Genomic DNA, 18,961 nt, shown 5'->3' with positions numbered 1-18,961 from the left:
TTTCTTCCTCCTTTTTAGAAATCCATTCAGGTCTTATTTAATTTTTAATGAAAGCTCATCTAATTGTTTCGCTGACACTTCACTTGGAGCTTGTGTCATTGGATCCACTGCTGAGCTGTTCTTAGGAAACGCGATGACTTCACGAATGTTGTCTTCGCCAGCTAGTAACATTACTAAACGGTCTAACCCAAGAGCAATTCCTCCGTGTGGTGGGAAACCATAATCTAATGCGTCTAATAAGAATCCGAATTGACTTTCTGCAGATTCTTTTGTAAATCCTAAAACTTTGAACATCGCTTCTTGCATATCTCGACGGTAAATACGTAATGAACCGCCGCCTAATTCATAACCGTTTAATACGATATCGTAGGCTTGTGCTTTCGCAGAGGACGGATCATCGATTAACGCTTGGAAATCTTCGTTCACTGGACGAGTGAATGGGTGGTGCATTGCTACATAACGGTCTTCTTCAGCATCATGTTCTAATAATGGCCAATCAACAACCCATAAGAAGTTGAATTTGTTTGTATCGATTAAGTTATGTTTCTTACCAAAGTGTAAACGTAATTCAGATAATGATTGAGCAACCACTGATGGTTTATCTGCACAGAAGAACACGATATCTCCTACTTCTGCATTGATACGTTCACGGAAAGCAGCTTCTTGGTTCACGATGAATTTCGCGATTGGGCCTTTCAAGCCGTCTTCTTCAACTTTAATCCATGCTAAACCTTTAGCACCGAATTTAGAAACAAAGTCTGCTAAGCTATCTGCATCTTTACGAGAATATTCGTCTGCAAGACCTTTTAAGTTAATGACTTTAACTTCACCGCCGTTTTCGATACATGAACTGAACACTTTAAGGTCAGATTCTTTCATGATGTCACTTACGTCGATTAATTCTAGGTCGAAACGAGTATCTGGTTTGTCATTTCCGTAACGAGCCATTGCTTCTGCAAATGAAATACGTGGGAATGGAGTTTGAACATCCACATTCAATGTATCTTTCATCACTTTCTTCAATAAGCCTTCCATCATTTCTTGAATTTCTTCTGCTGATAAGAAGCTTGTTTCGATATCGACTTGTGTAAATTCTGGTTGACGGTCTCCACGTAAATCTTCGTCACGGAAGCAACGAACGATTTGGTAGTAACGATCTAATCCAGCACCCATTAATAATTGTTTAAATGTTTGAGGTGATTGAGGTAATGCATAGAAGCTTCCTTCGTGAACACGTGAAGGCACTAAGTAGTCACGCGCTCCTTCTGGTGTAGATTTTGCTAAAATTGGAGTTTCTACGTCGATATATCCTTCGCTATCTAAATACTCACGAATTGACTTAGTTGTTTTATGACGTAAGCGTAAGTTTTCTAATACTGAACGACGGCGAATATCTAAGTAACGATATTTCAAACGTAATTCTTCTGATGGTTTTTGTTCGTCATCGATATAGATTGGAGAAGTTTTTGCTTTTGAAAAGACTTCTACTTCATCTACTAACAATTCATATTTACCAGTTTTTAGATTTGGGTTTTCTAGGCCTTCTCCACGATAAGCCACTTCCCCCGTTACTTGAATCACGTATTCAGAACGTAATTTTTCAGCGATTTCAAACGCTTCTTGGTTACGTGCTGGGTTGAAAACCACTTGCATAATCCCTTCGCGGTCACGTAAGTCGATGAAGATAACTCCACCATGGTCACGACGTTTTGCCACCCAACCATCTAATGTCACTGTTTGTCCAACTAATTTTTCACTAATTAATCCACAATATTCTGTTCTTCTTTTCATATCCATCCCTCTTTCTATTTACCAAAGTACTCGTCAATGGCTGTTGTATCCATTGTGATTTGACGATAAATGCTATCAAAATCTTCGTAGAGTTCTTGTAAATTAATTTTTACTTCTTTACCAGTTTTCATTACTTTCACTGGTACTTGTTTTGTTTCTAATTCTTCTTCACCAAGCGTGATCACCACTTTAGCGCCATATTTTTGAGCGTTCTTGAATTGTGGTTTTGCTTTACGTCCGAAGAAATCACGGTCCACTGAGTACCCTTGTTGACGGAGTGAAATAGAAAGTTTTAACACTTCCTCTTCTGTTTCTTCACCAAGTCCAACAATATATACATCTAGTTCTTGTAATTCAGGAACTTCAACTTGTTCGTCTTTCATTAATAAGACAAGACGTTCGATTCCAAGGCCAAATCCAAATCCTGGAGTTTCAGGTCCGTCGAGTTCTTGGACTAGACCGTCATAACGTCCACCACCACAAATTGTAGTTTTAGCACCAAATGACTTAGAATCCGTCATGATTTCAAAAATTGTATCTTGGTAGTAATCAAGTCCACGTACCATTGTTTCATCGATTTCAAATGGAATCTCTAGTGCGTTTAAGTATTGTTGTACTTTTTCAAAATGAGTGCGTGCTTCGTCTGATAAGAATTCTAAGATGCGTGGCGCATTTTTAACAATCTCAATATCACGTTTGTCTTTACTATCTAACACACGTAAAGGATTTTTGTGAAGACGATTTTTTGAATCTTCACTTAATTCATCCGCAAATGGTTCTAAGTAACTGATTAACGCTTCACGGTATTTAATACGGTCAGCTGTTTTACCTAGTGAGTTAATCACTAAGCGCATATTTGATAATCCGAGTTCTTTTAATAAATCCCAAGCCATCGCGATCGTTTCTACGTCTGTAGCAGGATTTGTAGAACCAAACACCTCAACTCCTAATTGGTGGAATTGACGAAGACGTCCTGATTGTGGACGCTCATAACGGAACATTGGAGCCATATAATACACTTTATAAGGTTTCTTATGCTCTGGTCCGTATAATTTATTTTCTACATAAGCACGAACAATCGCTGCAGTTCCTTCTGGACGAAGTGTAATGTGACGATCTCCTTTATCGTAGAAATCATACATCTCTTTTGAAACGATATCACTCGTATCCCCAACACCACGGCTAAATAAATCGTAGCTTTCAAACATTGGTGTACGCATTTCTTCAAATTGATAATCGCCTAAAATGATGCGTGCTGTTTCTTCGATATAGTGCCAAATTTTGAGTTCTTCAGGTAATAAATCGGCTGTCCCTTTTGGTTTTTGAATCATATGAATCATCCTTTCTTTTAATAAAAATAAAAAAATCCCAACTTCAATAGAAGTCAGGACGAAAATTTCGTGGTACCACCTTAGTTCGGAAAGAGCTCTTTCCCTCTTAATGATAACGGAATTACCGGAATAACTTTGCATTATTCTCCTCAAGAGTGTCTTTCCTTGTACGGTTAGAAGCTTTCAGCCACGGCTTCTTTCTCTTTAGTGTACGTTTTATGTCTCTGTCTAAGGATTTATATTGTTGCTATAAAGAATACTAGAGGAATGCGTATTTGTCAAGAAAACCTCATTATTTTTTAATCTCATAATCTACTAAAAACGAAAAATCAAAATGTAACTTATATGTTACATTTTGATTTTTGAACTCTTACTGTATTAACTGGTCGATCGCTTTAATAACACCATTGTTTTCATTAGTATCTGTCACGATATCCGAAATAGCTTTTACTTCTTCGCTAGCATTTCCCATCGCAATGGCAAGTCCTGCGTATTCTAACATTTCGATATCATTAGCAGCGTCTCCAATTGCCGCGATTTCACTTGGTTGGATATTTAGTTCTTGGGCTAATTTTTCTAATCCAAAAGCTTTATTTACACCTTTTGTTAGTACTTCAACTAAATATTTTTGGCTACGAACTACATAAAATTCATCTCTCCACTCCTGGGGAATAAATGTTTCAAACTCATTGAGTTGCTCTTCATCACCCATTAGTAGAATTTTATAGAAATCAGTAGTTAAAGATTCTTCTGTAGGAATTCTTTTGAGCTGGCCACTCACAAGTTTTACATCGAACTCCATCCATTCAGTTGGTTCTTGATCAAAACAATAATAGTAATCAACACCTGCCCCCATTACGCTGATACCGTGTTTCTTACCCAATTCAATCCATTTTTGAATTGCTGCAGAATCAAGAAAGGCATCCATCACACGGTTACCTGTTTGGCTCTCATAAATATTGGCACCGTTTTGACTAATAATATAGTGGTTCTCTTCTAAATATCCTAAGTCTTTTAAATATGGACGAATTCCACTTTCAGGACGCCCTGTACAGAGCACTAATAAAGTTTCAGTATTTCTGTTATGAAAGTTCTTGAAATATTGTTTCGTCTCTTCAGATAGTTCTTTTTTACTGTTTAATAGTGTGCCATCCATGTCGATAGCTATTAATTTAATCATTACAACTGCTCCTTTTTATTCAATACAAAATCTATTTTATCACAAATACTCTATTGAAAACATACCCAACAAAAAAACACTCTCTTTCCGAGAGTGCTTTTTCGCTTAGTTTAAGATTCGAATCGTAACGTTACGTCTTCCCCATTGGTTTGCTTGATCTACCGTTGTGAAGTGAAGGTCAATGATATTTCCTTTAATGGCTCCACCAGTATCTCCTGCAATGGCAATTCCGTATCCAGGAACTTCCACTAAGCTTCCTAAAGGAATCACGCTTGGGTCAACTGCGATAACTGTTGGATTCTTACGTAAGTCGATACCAGTCGCTGTATAAGGGCTTAATCCTGGCTCATTATAAGAATATCCAGTCGCTTGAACGTTTAATGTTCTTCCACCAGATTGGTTGCTTGTTGCAGATGCTTGTGTCGTTGGTGTTTCTGAAGTAGCAGGCGCTTGCGTTTGTGCAACCGTTGTAGCTGGTTCAGCTGTCGCAGCTTGTGTCGTTGGTTTTTGCTGCGTAGATGAGGCTACTGCTGGTTTATCTGTAGTTAATTGTGCAACTGCTGTAATAGCTGAGGCAACCACTGCAGATGATTCTTTCTTTTGTTCTTGTACTTTTGCAAGAGCTTCTTTGTTATCAACAATTAACTTTTTCAAATCGTTTACTGAACCTTCGAACGCTTGACTCTCAGCAGTAAGTTGTTCTTTTTTAGCGACTAAGTCAGTTGACGCTTGTTCTGCTGCTGTTTTCAGGCGAGATAATTCAGCTACTTGCTCTGATAAGTTCTTCAACACTTCTTCATCCGATTGGAATAATTGTTGAAAGACAAATAATCGATTTAAGAAATCTGAAATACTTTCTGAATTTAGTAAATGTAAAATACTATAAGAAACAAAGTCAGAAACTTGAATTTGTTGCAATCGTTTAGATGCGACTTGTTTACGTTCTTCCACTTTTGCTTCTTGAGTTGTAATCTTTTCAGCAAGTGTTTCTTTTTCTTTATTGAGAGAATCGATTTGTTGGTTTAAACTTTCAATTTCTTGATATTTCGTATTCACTTTTTGTAATTCTGAAGTTAATTGTGCTTCTAGTTTTTGGATATCCGTTTCCTCCGCAAATGCTGAAGGGGCTAACGGTCCAGACACTAATAAGAAAGCCATTAACGTCAGAACAATATGTTTAATCTTTTTCAAAAGTGATTTTCACCACACTTTCTCCAACTTACCTCACATTTTACATGAGAAACATATTGAGAAAGTATCAGTTATATTACAGAATTGTAACAAAACTTTACAATTTTATGATTCCTTTAGATAGGCTTTTAGCGCTTCAAGGAGCTCATCACTGCTAGAAACAATCTCCCCGCGAAGCTTCACAAGACCCGCAGTATAAAGGTTTACGTAGCTAAATTGGGACTCTGCTACTTCTTGTAAAGCCTCTAATTTTTGAGGATTATCTGCCCCTTGTTGACGGCTGTCTGTGTATAATCCTAGAATCGGCATATCTGCATGGTACGCTACCCCGATTTCACTGGCAACACCGACGTCAATCACTGCACCATCCAATACAGCAATCATCAAATCTGATTCTAATAAGGCATCTGTATCATATTGGGCAATCATCGTTGAGTCCGCATATGAACTCTTATCGTTAATCGCCATTTGTTCCTGTGGTAAGTATACCTCTACCCCTGGGAACTGGTTGCGAATCTTTTCTACTAGAACTTTGTTAAAGGCTAATTCCATTTCTGAGAATAATGGACTTGCAAAATAAATTTTTGTCATTTGAATACCTCCTCTAATAATCTTATCCTACACTAAATACCGAAAAAAGACCAGAAGACTTTTTACGCTTCTGGTCTACTGTTATTAATTATATAAAGCATCAACACGTGCTTGAACAGCCTCATCTTCAAGGAACTCATCATAAGTAGAACCAAGACGGTCCACAATGCCTTTTGGTCCGATTTCGATAATGCGGTTCGCTGTTGTTTGAATGAACTCGTGGTCATGACTTGAGAATAGTAATGAACCTTTGAAGGCGATTAAGCCATCATTCAATGCAGTGATTGATTCTAAGTCTAAGTGGTTTGTTGGGTCATCTAAAATTAAGACGTTTGCTTTAGAAAGCATTAATTTAGATAACATACAACGCACTTTTTCTCCCCCGGAAAGTACTGTTACTTGTTTCATAACATCGTCTCCAGAGAATAACATACGACCTAAGAAGCTACGTAAGAATGTATTATCTTGTTCTTCTACTGGTGCGTATTGACGTAACCATTCTAAGATATTTAAGTTCTCATTGGAGAATTCGTCTGTCATATCTTTTGGTAAGTACGCTTGACTAGTTGTGACACCCCACTTGAATGTACCACTATCTGCTTCCATTTCGCCTGTTAAGATCTTGAATAATGTTGTAATCGCAATATCTGAACGGCTTAAGAAGGCAACTTTATCGTCTTTTGATAATTGGAAGCTTACATTTTCAAAAATCACTTCGCCATCAATTGTTTTTGATAATCCTTCGACTAATAATAAGTCATTACCGATTTCACGCGCTGGTGAGAATCCAACGAATGGGTATTTACGGCTTGATGGTTGAATATCATCCAACGTAATTTTATCCAACATTTTCTTACGAGAAGTTGCTTGCTTTGATTTAGAAGCGTTCGCAGAGAAACGAGCAATAAACTCTTGTAACTCTTTGATTTTTTCTTCTTTCTTCGCGTTTTGGTCTGCTAATAATTTCGCAGCTAATTGACTTGAATGTAACCAGAAATCATAGTTACCAACGAATAATTTAATCTTACCAAAGTCAACGTCCGCCATATGCGTACATACTTTGTTCAAGAAGTGACGGTCATGGGATACAACAATGACCGTGTTATCAAAGTTGATTAAGAACTCTTCTAACCATGCGATTGATTTTGCATCCAAACCGTTTGTAGGTTCGTCTAATAAAAGAACGTCTGGTTTACCGAATAATGCTTGTGCAAGTAACACTTTAACCTTGTCTGCTTCGACTAATTCACTCATTAATTTATAGTGTTGGTCTTCAGTGATTCCTAGACCTTGTAATAATTGTGAAGCATCACTTTCTGCTTCCCAACCGTTTAATTCAGCAAATTCGCCTTCAAGTTCAGCGGCGCGGATACCATCTTCATCAGAGAAATCTTCTTTCATGTAGATAGCGTCTTTTTCTTTCATGATGTCATATAAATGTTTATGACCCATTATTACTGTATCGATGACGCGTTCATCTTCGAATGCGAAGTGGTCTTGTTTTAAGACTGTTAAACGTTCATGTGGATCTAGAATCACTTCACCAGTTGTTGGTTGTAATTCTCCAGATAAGATTTTTAGGAATGTTGATTTTCCGGCACCATTAGCACCAATAACTCCATAGCAGTTCCCTGGTGTAAAAGTGATGTTTACATCGTCAAATAATTTACGGTCTGAAAATAATAGACTTACGTTTTGTACTTTTAACATTTCGTTCTCCTTTGTTTATGAATTCGATTCATTCTATCATACTCTAACGCTTTTTTAAACCTTTGTACTAACTACGACACAAAAATAAGCTAGCCTGCTGTAGACTAGCTCAAATAGTATTCTGTGTCTTACTTTGTAAATTTCAGTTCAACCTTATATCCATTCTTCGCGGCCATTTCGACAATAGTTGATAAGCGTGGATTCGTTTTCCCTTTTTCTATTGCAGAAATTTTATTTTGTAACAGCTGATTCTCTTCGGCATAGCGACTTTGAGAAAGACCGGTTTCAAGGCGTAACTCTACAAGCTGCAATGCAATCTTTTGCTTCGAATATTCTTTATTAAAATCAGATACAAAATTAGGATACGTAGTATTTAACATAGTGTATAATTTCTTCTGGTATCGTCCCATTCGGTACACCCTCCTTATAGTCTCTTGAAACCTCAAAGCGTAAATACTCCCGTTTATTCTTTCCTGCTCCCCATTTTTCCCAGACGGCTGGCGTGAGACCTTCTTCTTCAACGATGGTTAGTACCGCTAATATTTTTACCAATTTATCATAAGGAAGATCTTTAATATCCTCATATTTTGATTCACTTATTTCAAATGTTTCTCCCATAAACATCCCTCCTAAACACATTATACCGTATAAGGAATATACCGTATACGGTATATCTTACTTTTAATAAAAAAAATCCGTAGACAAAATTGCCTACGGATTAACACTATTATTCAGTTACAATAACTGGACGTTTTAAGCGTTCCACCGTTTCAGAAATATTTCTGAAGTGGTCGCTGATACGTTCTAAGTTACTTAATAAGTCCATTACGAAAATACCTGATTCAGCAGAAGCAATACCTTTGTTCATACGTTTCATGTATTTATCGCGAACTTCAATCTTGAGTTTATCAATATCACGTTCGATTTGGATCGCTTGTTGAACTTTATCTTGATCACCAGTTGATAAGGCGTCAATTGATAATGCGAATCCTTTTTGAACAAGGGCGTACAAGCCATCTAATTCGTGCGCTGTGTCTTCATCTAGGAAGATTTCACGTTCGATAATTGATTTCGCAAAGTCTGCAATATTTTCTGCGTGGTCCCCGATACGCTCGATATCATTCGCTGTACTAAACAACTCATCGATTGTTTGTTGGTCTTTAGCAGATACATTTTGTTGAGAAATTTCAACTAAGTACTTCACAATGGCTTTTTCATACGCATTGATATTCTTCTCGTTTTCAAGAGCTTTCTTCACGAGTTTCTTATCACGTGTACGAGCAGCCCCAATCGCATTTTCTAAAGCACTACTTGTTTCTTGAGCCATCGCAGCAAATTCATACATAGTATTTTCTAAAGCGATTGATGGAGTTACCAAGATACGTTTATCAAGATAACGCGTAATACTTTCTTCTTCGTCTTCTCCATCTGGAATAATCATTTGGATTAACTTCACTAAAAGATTTGTGAATGGGAATAAGACAATTACATTAACGATATTGAAAATCGTATGTGCATTGGCAATCTGACGAGCAACATTACCAGGATCAATAGATTCAACAACATTCACAAGAATACCGCGAAGGAAAAGCATAAAGTAAACTGTACCGATAACATTAATCATTAAGTGGAATAAAGCAACTTGTTTTCCACGACGAGAAGTACCTAAACTACTAATTAAAGCAGTTGTACATGTTCCGATGTTATCACCGAAGATGATAAACACCGCTGTAGTAATAGGAAGCACACCTTGACTAGCAAGAGCGATTAATACCCCAATCGTTGCTGAAGAACTTTGTAAGACAAGGGTCATTAAAAGACCGATTCCGACACCAATAAATGGATTGCTACCGTATTGAAGAATCCAGTTAGTAAATTCAGGCAATTCTTTTAACGGTTGTAAAGCAGAACTCAATGAGCTCATACCGATGAATAAAATACCAAAACCAATAAAGATTTCACTAGCTTCTTTTACTTTTGGATTTTTAGTAAGCATGTTGGCTACTAAACCAGCAGCAATGACAATCGGTGCCCATTGTGACAAGTTGAAGGAAACCATTTGTCCAGTAATCGTCGTTCCGACGTTTGCCCCAAAGACAACCCCTACTGCTTGCGCTAATGTCATTAGGCCAGCATTTACGAAACCAACAACCATTACCGTCGTTGCTGATGAACTTTGAATGATTGTTGTTACGAACATCCCAACAAGTACTGACATGAATCGATTTTTCGTTAATTTACGAATAATCCCTTTCAAGCCTTCTCCGGCTACTTTTTGTAATCCATCGCCCATCAATTGCATCCCGTATAAGAATAAACTTAGACCAGCAATTGCGCCGAGAATCATCGTCGTATACATAAGTCAATAACTCCTTTAAAGTTAAGTGTAATGTGGAATGTATTCCACGTGCATTGTAACATATTGAAAGTCATTAAGAAAGTGTTCGCTTAACATCTGATTGATTAAAATGCTCCACTAATGACTGGATATTTTGAACGTATTCAAGACACCCAATATAGTTACCATCTTCATCCCAAACCGCGTGATATGTCACATGAACCATCATGCCGTCTTTCTTAAACCACATTTCTTCTTTTTCTTTTTGTTTTGACTTTAGTTGTTCAAAAATAGTTTGAACCGTTTCGTGTACTTTTGGTGGATGACATAAAATCACGTTACGGCCAATCGCACTTGGTGTGCGTTTAAAGATTTTCTCTTCTCCATTACCTTCATTGTAGTATTTCACAATATTATTGTGATCTACAAACGACAATTCCATCGGTAATAAATTCAAAATCAGATTAAGTTGTTTCAATGACAGCGAACCAGTCGATAAAGGAATATCTCCCTCTTCTTCAACCTGGGCCTTCGTCTTCACTGGAGCAAAGTCTTTTTTAACCGCCCATTCTTTTTCAGGTTTCACAATACAATATCCATATTCTGGAGATTGATTAGCAATGGCTTCCCAATCATCAACATGGAAGACTTGTTCCACCATTGGAATCAGAATGTTTTCTTCCTTTTGAATCATCTCTAGTAATTCATCACGGACCACTTCAAACTCTTCTAGCACATTCTCCTGTTCGTTCTCCAGAGCTTTCTTGAAATCCTTATACAATTCACGAATTTGGTCGTCAACACCCCACATCACCTTAGGAGGTGCGGTAATGCCTTTCTTCTCCATAATCGGAAACATCGCATATTCTTTTCTTTGATAGTGATTATCAAACTGACCAAGCAACAAAATTTGACGATACAAGCCTTTTTTAATCGTTTCATCCTTCGTGTCTAGATAGTTCTTCAGCAATCGTTCCACGCGATCTAAAGCGCCACGAATCGCTAAATTTTCCATCTTCATGACATGTACTGGATGACCTGGTTGTTCAAAATCAGCAACGGTCGTTTCCGTGTTAACTTTAGACCCCATCAAGTTCGCATGGACATTACAAAGACTCATAATTTCAGCAAAGGTAATCCCTTCACTCATTAGATTACGCTCCATTAATTGGATTTCATAAGGAGTGATTTCATCAAAGGATTCATTAAATTCTTTTTGAATGACTTCTTTATCTTCTCCTGCGTGAAGACGTAGCATCAAGTCTTTTAAAATCTCCTGACGCTCTTCCGTCGTGTAATCTTCTTTAGCCATCTAATCCCTGCTTTCTTTAACGATGTAACCATTCATTTCTAATGTTTCTACGATTGTTTCTAAAGGAACTTTTGCAATTTTTGAACCCTTAACAAGATTCGTGATACGTCCAACCGTATGGACCATCTGAGGTTGGTTAAGAGGTTTAAAGCCAATTTCTACAAGTAAATCCTTCACTTCTGGATGTTCGGTAATGGTTGTATAGACGCTATCTTCTAAATAAATGGTATTCAAAGCAGCTCCTCCTAACTAAAAATGTAAGTATAATACGAAATATGGCGCAATTGTACGATATAAAAGATAAATAATGTATAAAAGAATCGTTACTCTTGTAAATGTAATTTGCGCAATTCCATAGAAACCACGATTCACGTCCATATATTCTTTAATGTCTTTCCGTTTCAAAATAATCACTAAAACTAATACGATAAAGCCAATTAAATCTAGTGCTTTTACAACAGAAAAATCTCCGAGATTAACCATTTGTGCTAGATAAATATCGACTACAATCGCAAACAAGAAGTTATTCATCATATGGAAGGCTACTGCCCATTGGAAACCATACTCAAGAGCCACATAAGCGAAAACAATCCCCGCCATAAAAGTGAATACTCCTTGAGTAATGTTAGCATGGAATAACGAGAAAATAAGTGACGTGAATAGAATCGTAAATACCTTCCCATAACGTTCGATACGATAACCGATGAATCCTCTAAAGATAAATTCTTCCACGACTGGCGCCATTACACCTAAATACAGTACAAAAATAATACTTGCTGTCACTTCTTCACTAGATTCAGAAACAAGTGTTGCTGGAATCCCCATTTCAAAGAATAATTTTTCTAGTCCTGCTAAAATAAATTTTGAGATAAAACGAATTCCAAATAAACTCGCTGAAAGAATCGCAAACGACTGAATATTCATTCGTCTTGGAGCTACGTGTTCATAAATACGTTTCATTGGGAATTTTTTAGAAAGTGCCCAAACGAGTAAACTCAGAGAAGCCGCGATAAAAAGCCCTACTCCCCAAGTTCCGTAAAAATCTTCAGTGTCAACTGCATTTTGGGCCGCCCCTTGTTGACCAGCAGCTGCGAAGAAGAAGAAAACTAACATATAAACAATTAATCTTCTTCCAATAGAAGTAATGTCTTTCTTAAACGATTGTTCCATATCTTCTTGATAAAATTCATTTTGTGGGTCGAAATCCTCCGCCCCTCTTTGTTCATTAAATGTCACTTCTTCTTTATATGATTCAAACATTTACACACCTCGTGATTCTTTATATTTTTTAAATACTTTTCTTAATCGAATGACTAAGAAAATACAACTACTCATTAATCCGATAATTAGTCCAATCCAATATGAATATGGGCCAGCATTAAATGCATTATCTAATATAAAACCAATTGGCAATCCAATAATCCAATAACCAATTAAAAACAAGATAAATGGCATTTGGACGTCTTTGAACCCTCTTAGTGTTCCTTGAATGGGTGCTGCCACTGCATCAAATAGTTGGAACAACAGACTATAAGTTAAAAATACAATGGTTAATTGAATAAAGTCTGGATCTGTTCCATATAGCGCAGCCACCGATTGGATATTGAGCGCTAATAATGTTAACGTCACGACAGCAAGTGTCACAGCCGTCGCAATTCCAATATAAGCAAATTGCATTGCAGAACGAATATCTTTTCTACCGACTTCATAAGAAACAATAATGGTTAACGCAGTAGAAATACTGATTGGGAATGCATAAACAACTGTCGCAAAGTTCATCGCAGCTTGGTGAGATGCAATAATCGATGTTCCAAATTTCGACATGAGTAATCCCACAAATGCAAAAACAGCCACTTCCGCAAAAATCGACAACCCAATTGGAAGTCCAATCTTAAATGGTTCTTTCCACATCTTGATATTAATTCCGCTCCATTTTAAAACATCATACTCTTTTAGTACTGGATGTTTTCTAAACACTATAAATGCTACCACGAGTAATCCCCAGTAAGCCAGTGCAGTTCCAAGCCCTGCCCCAGCTCCTCCCATTTCAGGAAAGCCAAACTGACCGTAAATCAGTGAATAGTTAAAGAACATATTGAGCGGAACTACTAATACCATCAACATCATCGATACTTTGGTTAACCCTAAGGCGTCCACAAAAGATCTTAATACACTAAAGAGCAACAACGGAATGAAACCTAAGGATAACCAAGTTAAATAGCCTACTGCTACAGCTTCTACTTCTGGTTCTAAATTCATAATCCCTAATACAGGTTTCAAAAACAATAAGCCTAAAACAAATAGAGCTACAGCTAGCACCACGCCAATGATTAAATATTGACGCATTACTTGTTCGATTTTATCCAGTTTCTTCTGACCAAAATATTGCCCAACAATCGGAACAAGACCTGAAATCAACCCCGTCAACAGAGTGAAAAATGGTGCGTACAAACTCCCGCCAATAGATACTCCGGCAAGATGAACTTCGTTATAACGTCCTGTCATTACTGTATCAATAAATTGAGCCGAATAATTGGCAATTTGATAAATTAAAACTGGAATTAAAATGGTTAGCAGAGCTTTAAATTTATGATTTTCTTGTATCGTACTTTTCATCATATCCCCCTAACACAATTCTTCTATCGATTTCACTTTAAAAATAGCACTAAGAAGAACTTTTGGATTAAAAGGTTCACTTGTCACAGCGATAAATCCTGCAGTATTTTTGGCAAACTCTTCATCTACAGTTGAGTCACCGATATAGATCATCTCGTTAAAAGGAACACCAAAACGATTTTGAATCGCATGTAGTGAATCCGTTGCTGGCTTTGAAGGGAATTCATCTGTGGTTCCAATGAAGTCGAAAAACTCTTTTATTCCTGCAACCTCTAACACTGCTTGAGTTGGAAACACAGAATCATTCGTTACTAACGCTATGATATATCCTTTTTCCTTCAGATACCCAAGATCCCTCTTCACATTTCCAAGAGTTTGGATTTTCTCTGGATGTTTCAGAATATAGTCAGCAAAATAGTGCACTACAAAATCGTAATTTTCTTCGATGTCGATTGGTCTGAATTCATTTAAGACTTCCAGCATATCGCGAACTGTACCTGAAGCAATCACGCTGTTTTCGATGATGTCAGTTTCAGTGATACCAAGACGGTCAAACAACTCGTCATGTTCTGCATTTGTTAGATTCATCTCATTACGATTCACTAATTCGTTAAGAACTAAAATCGTTGGCTCAAACCATAACGTGGATGTATCCGTTAATGTGCCATCTTTATCGAAAATCAATACTTTAATATTGGTTTCTGTTAAATAGTTTAAAAATTCTTGTTTCATTATTCGATACTTTGTAACTCCACAGAAATAATGTTATCTAAAGCATTAATTTCTTTAATCACGTCTTCTACACTTACCGTTGCCTCAGAAATATCAATCATGATTTGTACAACAGCGACACTATGGATTGCCAACCCTTGGAAAATCGTCAAAATATTCATATCACGATTTGCAAATACTTCAAGCGTCTTTGTTAGCGTTCCTTTGATATTTTTCATATGGATATTGATAGATGCTTTTCTTCCTGCATTTACAGAAGAAAATCCTTGTACTTTACGATAATACTTATAATAAACACTGCGTGAGATGCCAACCATCTTCACTACTTCAGTGACGTCTTTTGCTTGTCCTGTTGCAAGTAGTTCTTTTGCTTGCAAAACTTTAGCAAATACAGGAGGAACAGCATCTTCAGAAACTAAAAAATGTTTTTGTCGATTCATTATTTGTCCTTCTTTCATAATCATTTGTTCCCATTTTACCCTACATCATGGACAGATGGCAATTAATTCCGGCTGAAAAAACACGAAAAAAAGAAGCTAGAAAACTAGCTTCTTGTCATAAAATCATATGGTGTGACATCGTCCATTCCAACCATCGGAGAAATAAGGCCCTCTTCAATTGCTTGGATGGTTAATTGGATTTCTTTGCCTTCGTCTGAATGAACCATATCATCAAGCGACGATTCCGTTTTATTCTCTTTAATTACTGGAGTTTCTTCTGTCTTTTCAATGTCGAAATTCGTTAAGAACTCTTGTAAGAATGTTGCTCGTTTTGGAGGGATGGTAGTTGCACTCTTTTGGAACGCTCCTGCTTCTCCACACATGATAAGATATTGCTGACTTCTTGTAACTGCCGTATACAATAGATTTCTTTGCAACATACGTGAGTACTGATTCACCATTGGTAAGATAACCATTTTGAATTCAGACCCTTGTGCCTTATGAATTGAGCAGCAATACGCCAGCGTCAATTGTTGCCAATCGGTTCTATGATATTCCACTTCCGTTTGATCAAATAGAACAAAAATCTTATCTACTTGGTCATCGTTTTCTTTTGCAAATTGAATTGCTGTGATTTCTCCAATATCACCATTGTAGACATTTTCTTCAGGCAAATTCACCAGTTGAAGCACTTTATCTCCTACACGGAAGACTTTATCAAAGGATTCCACTTCGCGTACAGAATTTCCGATTTTAGGGTTTAAGATTTCTTGCATCATCTGATTAATCGCGTTAATACCAGCTTCCCCTTTATACATCGGAGCTAATACTTGAATATCTCGCTTCGTATAGCCCTTTTTAAGAGCTGCTACAACGACTTGCTCAATAATGGTTACCAACCGTTCTGTCGAGCATGGTAAAAAGCTGCGGTCTGTTTGTTTCTCCATAAAGTTTCGTGGTAAGAATCCATCTTTAATGCTATGGGCTAATTCGACAATGGATGATTGCTGTGTCTGACGGTGAATTCGCTTCAGTTCAATGGCTGGTACTTGATTGGTTTCCAGTAAATCCGTTAAGACTTGTCCTGGTCCAACAGAAGGTAATTGATTGCTATCACCGACAAGTAGAATTTTTAACCCTTCTGGTGCAGCTTTAAACACTCGGTTCATGAGCCACGTATCCACCATTGACATCTCATCGATAATTAAGAATTTACCATCAATTTCCTTATCTTCAAAACTGTCATCCACACTGTCAATCGCAATCCCGAGCAATCGATGAATCGTAGAAGCAGGATAACCTGTCAACTCATTCATCCTTTTCGCTGCACGTCCTGTTGGTGCTGCAAGAACAATCGCCTCTTCAATCTCATTATCGTGATCAAGCTCGTTTAGTTGCGCATAGACGTCAATGACAGCATTTATAATCGTTGTCTTCCCAGTTCCTGGTCCACCAGTTAATACAAAGATCGGTTCAATCATAATACGATAAATAGCCTCTTTTTGAGACGCATCATATTGAATCTCAAATTTCTCCTGCGTCCGTTCAATCGCTTCATCGATCTTTTCTTTACTGATGTCCACTTTAGAAGCCGTAATCCGTTTTGACAGAGCGTTACTAATACCTAGTTCTGCATAATATAAAGACGCAATCGCAATACGATTTTCATCAGAAAATACAACACCTTCGCGAATTAATTCATTTAAAGCATCTACTAGTTTATCTGGTTCGATTAAGTAATTTTGGCATGACTCGAGTAATCGTTGCGCTTGTGTAATTAACACTTCTGCCATTAAGTAAGTATCGCCTGTTTGATAGCAGAAATCTCTTGTCACTACAAAGAGCGCGCCCTTTAGTCTTGAAGTATCGTCTGGATCAATCCCCATGGACTGGGCAATACTATCCATTCGTCTAAAACCAAGTCCTTCAATTCTTTGAAGAAGTACATAAGGATCCTCGTCTAAGACAGCTCTAGCCTTATCTTTATACATGCCGATAATTTTCTGAGCAATCGCAGGCGTAAAGCCAAGATTCGTCAGTTCAAACATTAACTTCTCTGTGCCCTGGTTTTGCTGAATGACTTCTCGAATCATTTCTTTTTTCTTTTTCGTGAGGCCTGTAATCCCATCAAGCGCAGTCTCGTCGTTTAAGATACGCTCCATAGCCTCTTCGCCTAACTTCTCGATAATCTTCTCAGCCGTCTTCTCCCCAATTCCTGGAAAATGAGCACTCGATAAATATTGAATGAGCCCTCTTTTACCAGTTGGTTGCGTCTGTTGATAATTATCTGCTTGGAATTGTTCTCCGTATTTTGGATGAGAAACAATCTTCCCATTAAAACGATAGGAGATATCCGAATGAATTTGTCCGAAAATCCCAGTCACAACAATCTCATCATCCACATCCACGCAATCCGATTCGATGACGCGAACGAGCATGACTTTATAGAAGTTTTGCGGATTCTCGAAAAAAGTCGTTAATACTTCCCCTACAATATAAGGTGTATCACTCATTTGGAATCTCCTTTCTTTGTTTTATTTATACGTATTGACGTTCTTCTCCGTTCATATACGCTTTATCAATGATGCCTCCACCAAGGCACTCTTCGCCGTCATAAAATACGACAGCTTGTCCCGGTGTAATCGCACGAACGGGTTCATCAATGATAACCGTTGCACGTGTTGGATCTGTTTCATCTAATACAACTTTCACTTTTGTATCTTGTTGACGATATCTAAATTTAGCCGTACATTCAAATGTCGTCTCTCTTGGTAAATCATTTGTAAATTGAATATCTGTAGCCGTTAAGCTGTCTGAGTAAAGGTTTGGATGATGGAATCCTTGCCCAACATATAATGTGTTCGTTGATAAGTCTTTCCCGATAACAAACCATGGATCATTTGTCTTACCACCGCCACCGATACCAAGACCTTGGCGTTGTCCAATCGTGTAGTACATGAGTCCATCGTGGTCGCCTTTTACTTCACCATCCAATGTCACCATTTTTCCAGGTTTAGCAGGTAAATAGTTTGATAAGAACTCGTTGAAGTTACGTTCTCCAATAAAGCATACACCAGTCGAGTCTTTCTTCTTCGCAGTCGCAAGATCATACTTCTCAGCAATCTCACGCACTTCTTTTTTCTCTAAGTGTCCAATTGGAAACATCGCTTTTTCTAATTGCTTTTGATTCAATTGACTTAAGAAATACGTTTGGTCTTTATTATTGTCTTTTCCTCTTAATAAGTGAACAATTCCGTTTTCGTCTTTTTCCACACGTGCATAGTGACCCATCGCCACATAATCTGCCCCTAGTTGAAGAGCATAATCTAAGAAAGCTTGGAATTTCACTTCTTTATTACACATCACATCTGGGTTTGGTGTACGTCCTAGGCGATATTCGCGAAGGAAGTATTCAAATACACGGTCCCAATATTCTTTCTCAAAGTTTACTGAATAATACGGAATTCCAATTTGCTCTGCAACCGCAGCTACGTCTTTGTAGTCTTCAGTCGCTGTACAAACACCATTTTCGTCCGTATCATCCCAGTTTTTCATAAAAATACCGATGACATCATATCCAGCTTCTTTTAATAGTAAAGCTGTTACAGAGGAGTCAACCCCTCCACTCATGCCAACGACAACTCTTGTTTTTTCGTTACTCATTCTTTCACCATCATTTCTATTTATTTCCTGAACTAGTCGATTTGAAGGTCGAGTTATCAGAATTTA

General features: G+C 37.5%; 17 protein-coding genes. All 17 read right to left on the bottom strand.

Annotated features, from left to right (window positions below; all coding sequences use genetic code 11):
- Positions 1–33: 33 nt before the first annotated feature.
- The 17 genes from aspS to mnmA all read right to left on the bottom strand — a co-directional run bounded on the left by aspS (position 34) and on the right by mnmA (position 18,895).
- Entirely contained in the window at positions 34–1,791 is a 1,758-nt protein-coding gene (gene aspS / locus ADH02_RS01175) for an aspartate--tRNA ligase (RefSeq protein ID WP_048781903.1), read from the bottom strand.
- A 14-nt stretch (positions 1,792–1,805) separates the two neighbouring features.
- Positions 1,806–3,122: a histidine--tRNA ligase gene (gene hisS, locus ADH02_RS01170; protein ID WP_048781901.1), complete on the bottom strand. Its 1,317-nt coding sequence runs from the start codon at positions 3,120–3,122 to the stop codon at positions 1,806–1,808.
- 370 nt (positions 3,123–3,492) lie between these two features.
- Positions 3,493–4,302, bottom strand: a complete 810-nt coding sequence (locus ADH02_RS01165) for a Cof-type HAD-IIB family hydrolase (protein WP_048781899.1) — start codon at positions 4,300–4,302, stop codon at positions 3,493–3,495.
- Between the two features lie 105 nt (positions 4,303–4,407).
- Positions 4,408–5,493, bottom strand: coding sequence for a 3D domain-containing protein (locus ADH02_RS09685; protein WP_053091390.1), 1,086 nt, complete (start codon positions 5,491–5,493; stop codon positions 4,408–4,410).
- A 105-nt stretch (positions 5,494–5,598) separates the two neighbouring features.
- Complete coding sequence (locus ADH02_RS01155; RefSeq protein ID WP_048711339.1) at positions 5,599–6,084, bottom strand: nucleoside 2-deoxyribosyltransferase; 486 nt, start codon at positions 6,082–6,084, stop codon at positions 5,599–5,601.
- Positions 6,085–6,168: 84 nt separating this feature from the next.
- Entirely contained in the window at positions 6,169–7,794 is a 1,626-nt protein-coding gene (locus tag ADH02_RS01150; RefSeq protein ID WP_048711337.1) for an ABC-F family ATP-binding cassette domain-containing protein, read from the bottom strand.
- 128 nt (positions 7,795–7,922) lie between these two features.
- Positions 7,923–8,204, bottom strand: a complete 282-nt coding sequence (locus tag ADH02_RS01145) for a helix-turn-helix domain-containing protein (protein WP_152903872.1) — start codon at positions 8,202–8,204, stop codon at positions 7,923–7,925.
- Positions 8,152–8,412 carry a hypothetical protein gene (locus ADH02_RS01140; RefSeq protein ID WP_048781895.1) on the bottom strand — a complete coding sequence of 87 codons (261 nt, stop codon included), beginning with the start codon at positions 8,410–8,412 and terminating at the stop codon, positions 8,152–8,154. The genes ADH02_RS01145 and ADH02_RS01140 overlap by 53 nt, the downstream gene beginning before the upstream one ends.
- Positions 8,413–8,521: 109 nt before the next feature.
- On the bottom strand, positions 8,522–10,153 hold the full coding sequence (locus ADH02_RS01135) for a Na/Pi cotransporter family protein (protein WP_048781893.1): 1,632 nt from the start codon (positions 10,151–10,153) through the stop codon (positions 8,522–8,524).
- Positions 10,154–10,226: 73 nt separating this feature from the next.
- Entirely contained in the window at positions 10,227–11,444 is a 1,218-nt protein-coding gene (locus ADH02_RS01130) for a DUF438 domain-containing protein (RefSeq protein WP_048781891.1), read from the bottom strand.
- Positions 11,445–11,678: a DUF1858 domain-containing protein gene (locus tag ADH02_RS01125; RefSeq protein ID WP_048781889.1), complete on the bottom strand. Its 234-nt coding sequence runs from the start codon at positions 11,676–11,678 to the stop codon at positions 11,445–11,447. It abuts the gene before it with no gap.
- 15 nt (positions 11,679–11,693) lie between these two features.
- A complete protein-coding gene (locus ADH02_RS01120; RefSeq protein WP_048781887.1) occupies positions 11,694–12,704 on the bottom strand; it encodes a CPBP family intramembrane glutamic endopeptidase in 1,011 nt (336 codons plus the stop codon).
- On the bottom strand, positions 12,705–14,060 hold the full coding sequence (locus ADH02_RS01115; RefSeq protein WP_048781885.1) for an MATE family efflux transporter: 1,356 nt from the start codon (positions 14,058–14,060) through the stop codon (positions 12,705–12,707).
- A 9-nt stretch (positions 14,061–14,069) separates the two neighbouring features.
- Positions 14,070–14,792, bottom strand: coding sequence for an HAD family hydrolase (locus ADH02_RS01110; RefSeq protein ID WP_048781884.1), 723 nt, complete (start codon positions 14,790–14,792; stop codon positions 14,070–14,072).
- Positions 14,792–15,232, bottom strand: a complete 441-nt coding sequence (locus tag ADH02_RS01105) for an ACT domain-containing protein (protein WP_065426994.1) — start codon at positions 15,230–15,232, stop codon at positions 14,792–14,794. The genes ADH02_RS01110 and ADH02_RS01105 overlap by 1 nt, the downstream gene beginning before the upstream one ends.
- Positions 15,233–15,336: 104 nt before the next feature.
- Complete coding sequence (locus tag ADH02_RS01100; protein WP_048781880.1) at positions 15,337–17,745, bottom strand: ATP-dependent RecD-like DNA helicase; 2,409 nt, start codon at positions 17,743–17,745, stop codon at positions 15,337–15,339.
- Between the two features lie 25 nt (positions 17,746–17,770).
- Entirely contained in the window at positions 17,771–18,895 is a 1,125-nt protein-coding gene (gene mnmA / locus ADH02_RS01095; RefSeq protein WP_048781878.1) for a tRNA 2-thiouridine(34) synthase MnmA, read from the bottom strand.
- Between the last annotated feature and the right edge of the window lie 66 nt (positions 18,896–18,961).

Source organism: Streptococcus sp. 263_SSPC, assembly GCF_001071995.1.
Taxonomy (GTDB): Bacteria; Bacillota; Bacilli; order Lactobacillales; family Aerococcaceae; genus Granulicatella.
Note: the sequence above shows the minus strand (reverse complement) of the source record. Positions and strands in the feature narration are given on the sequence as shown.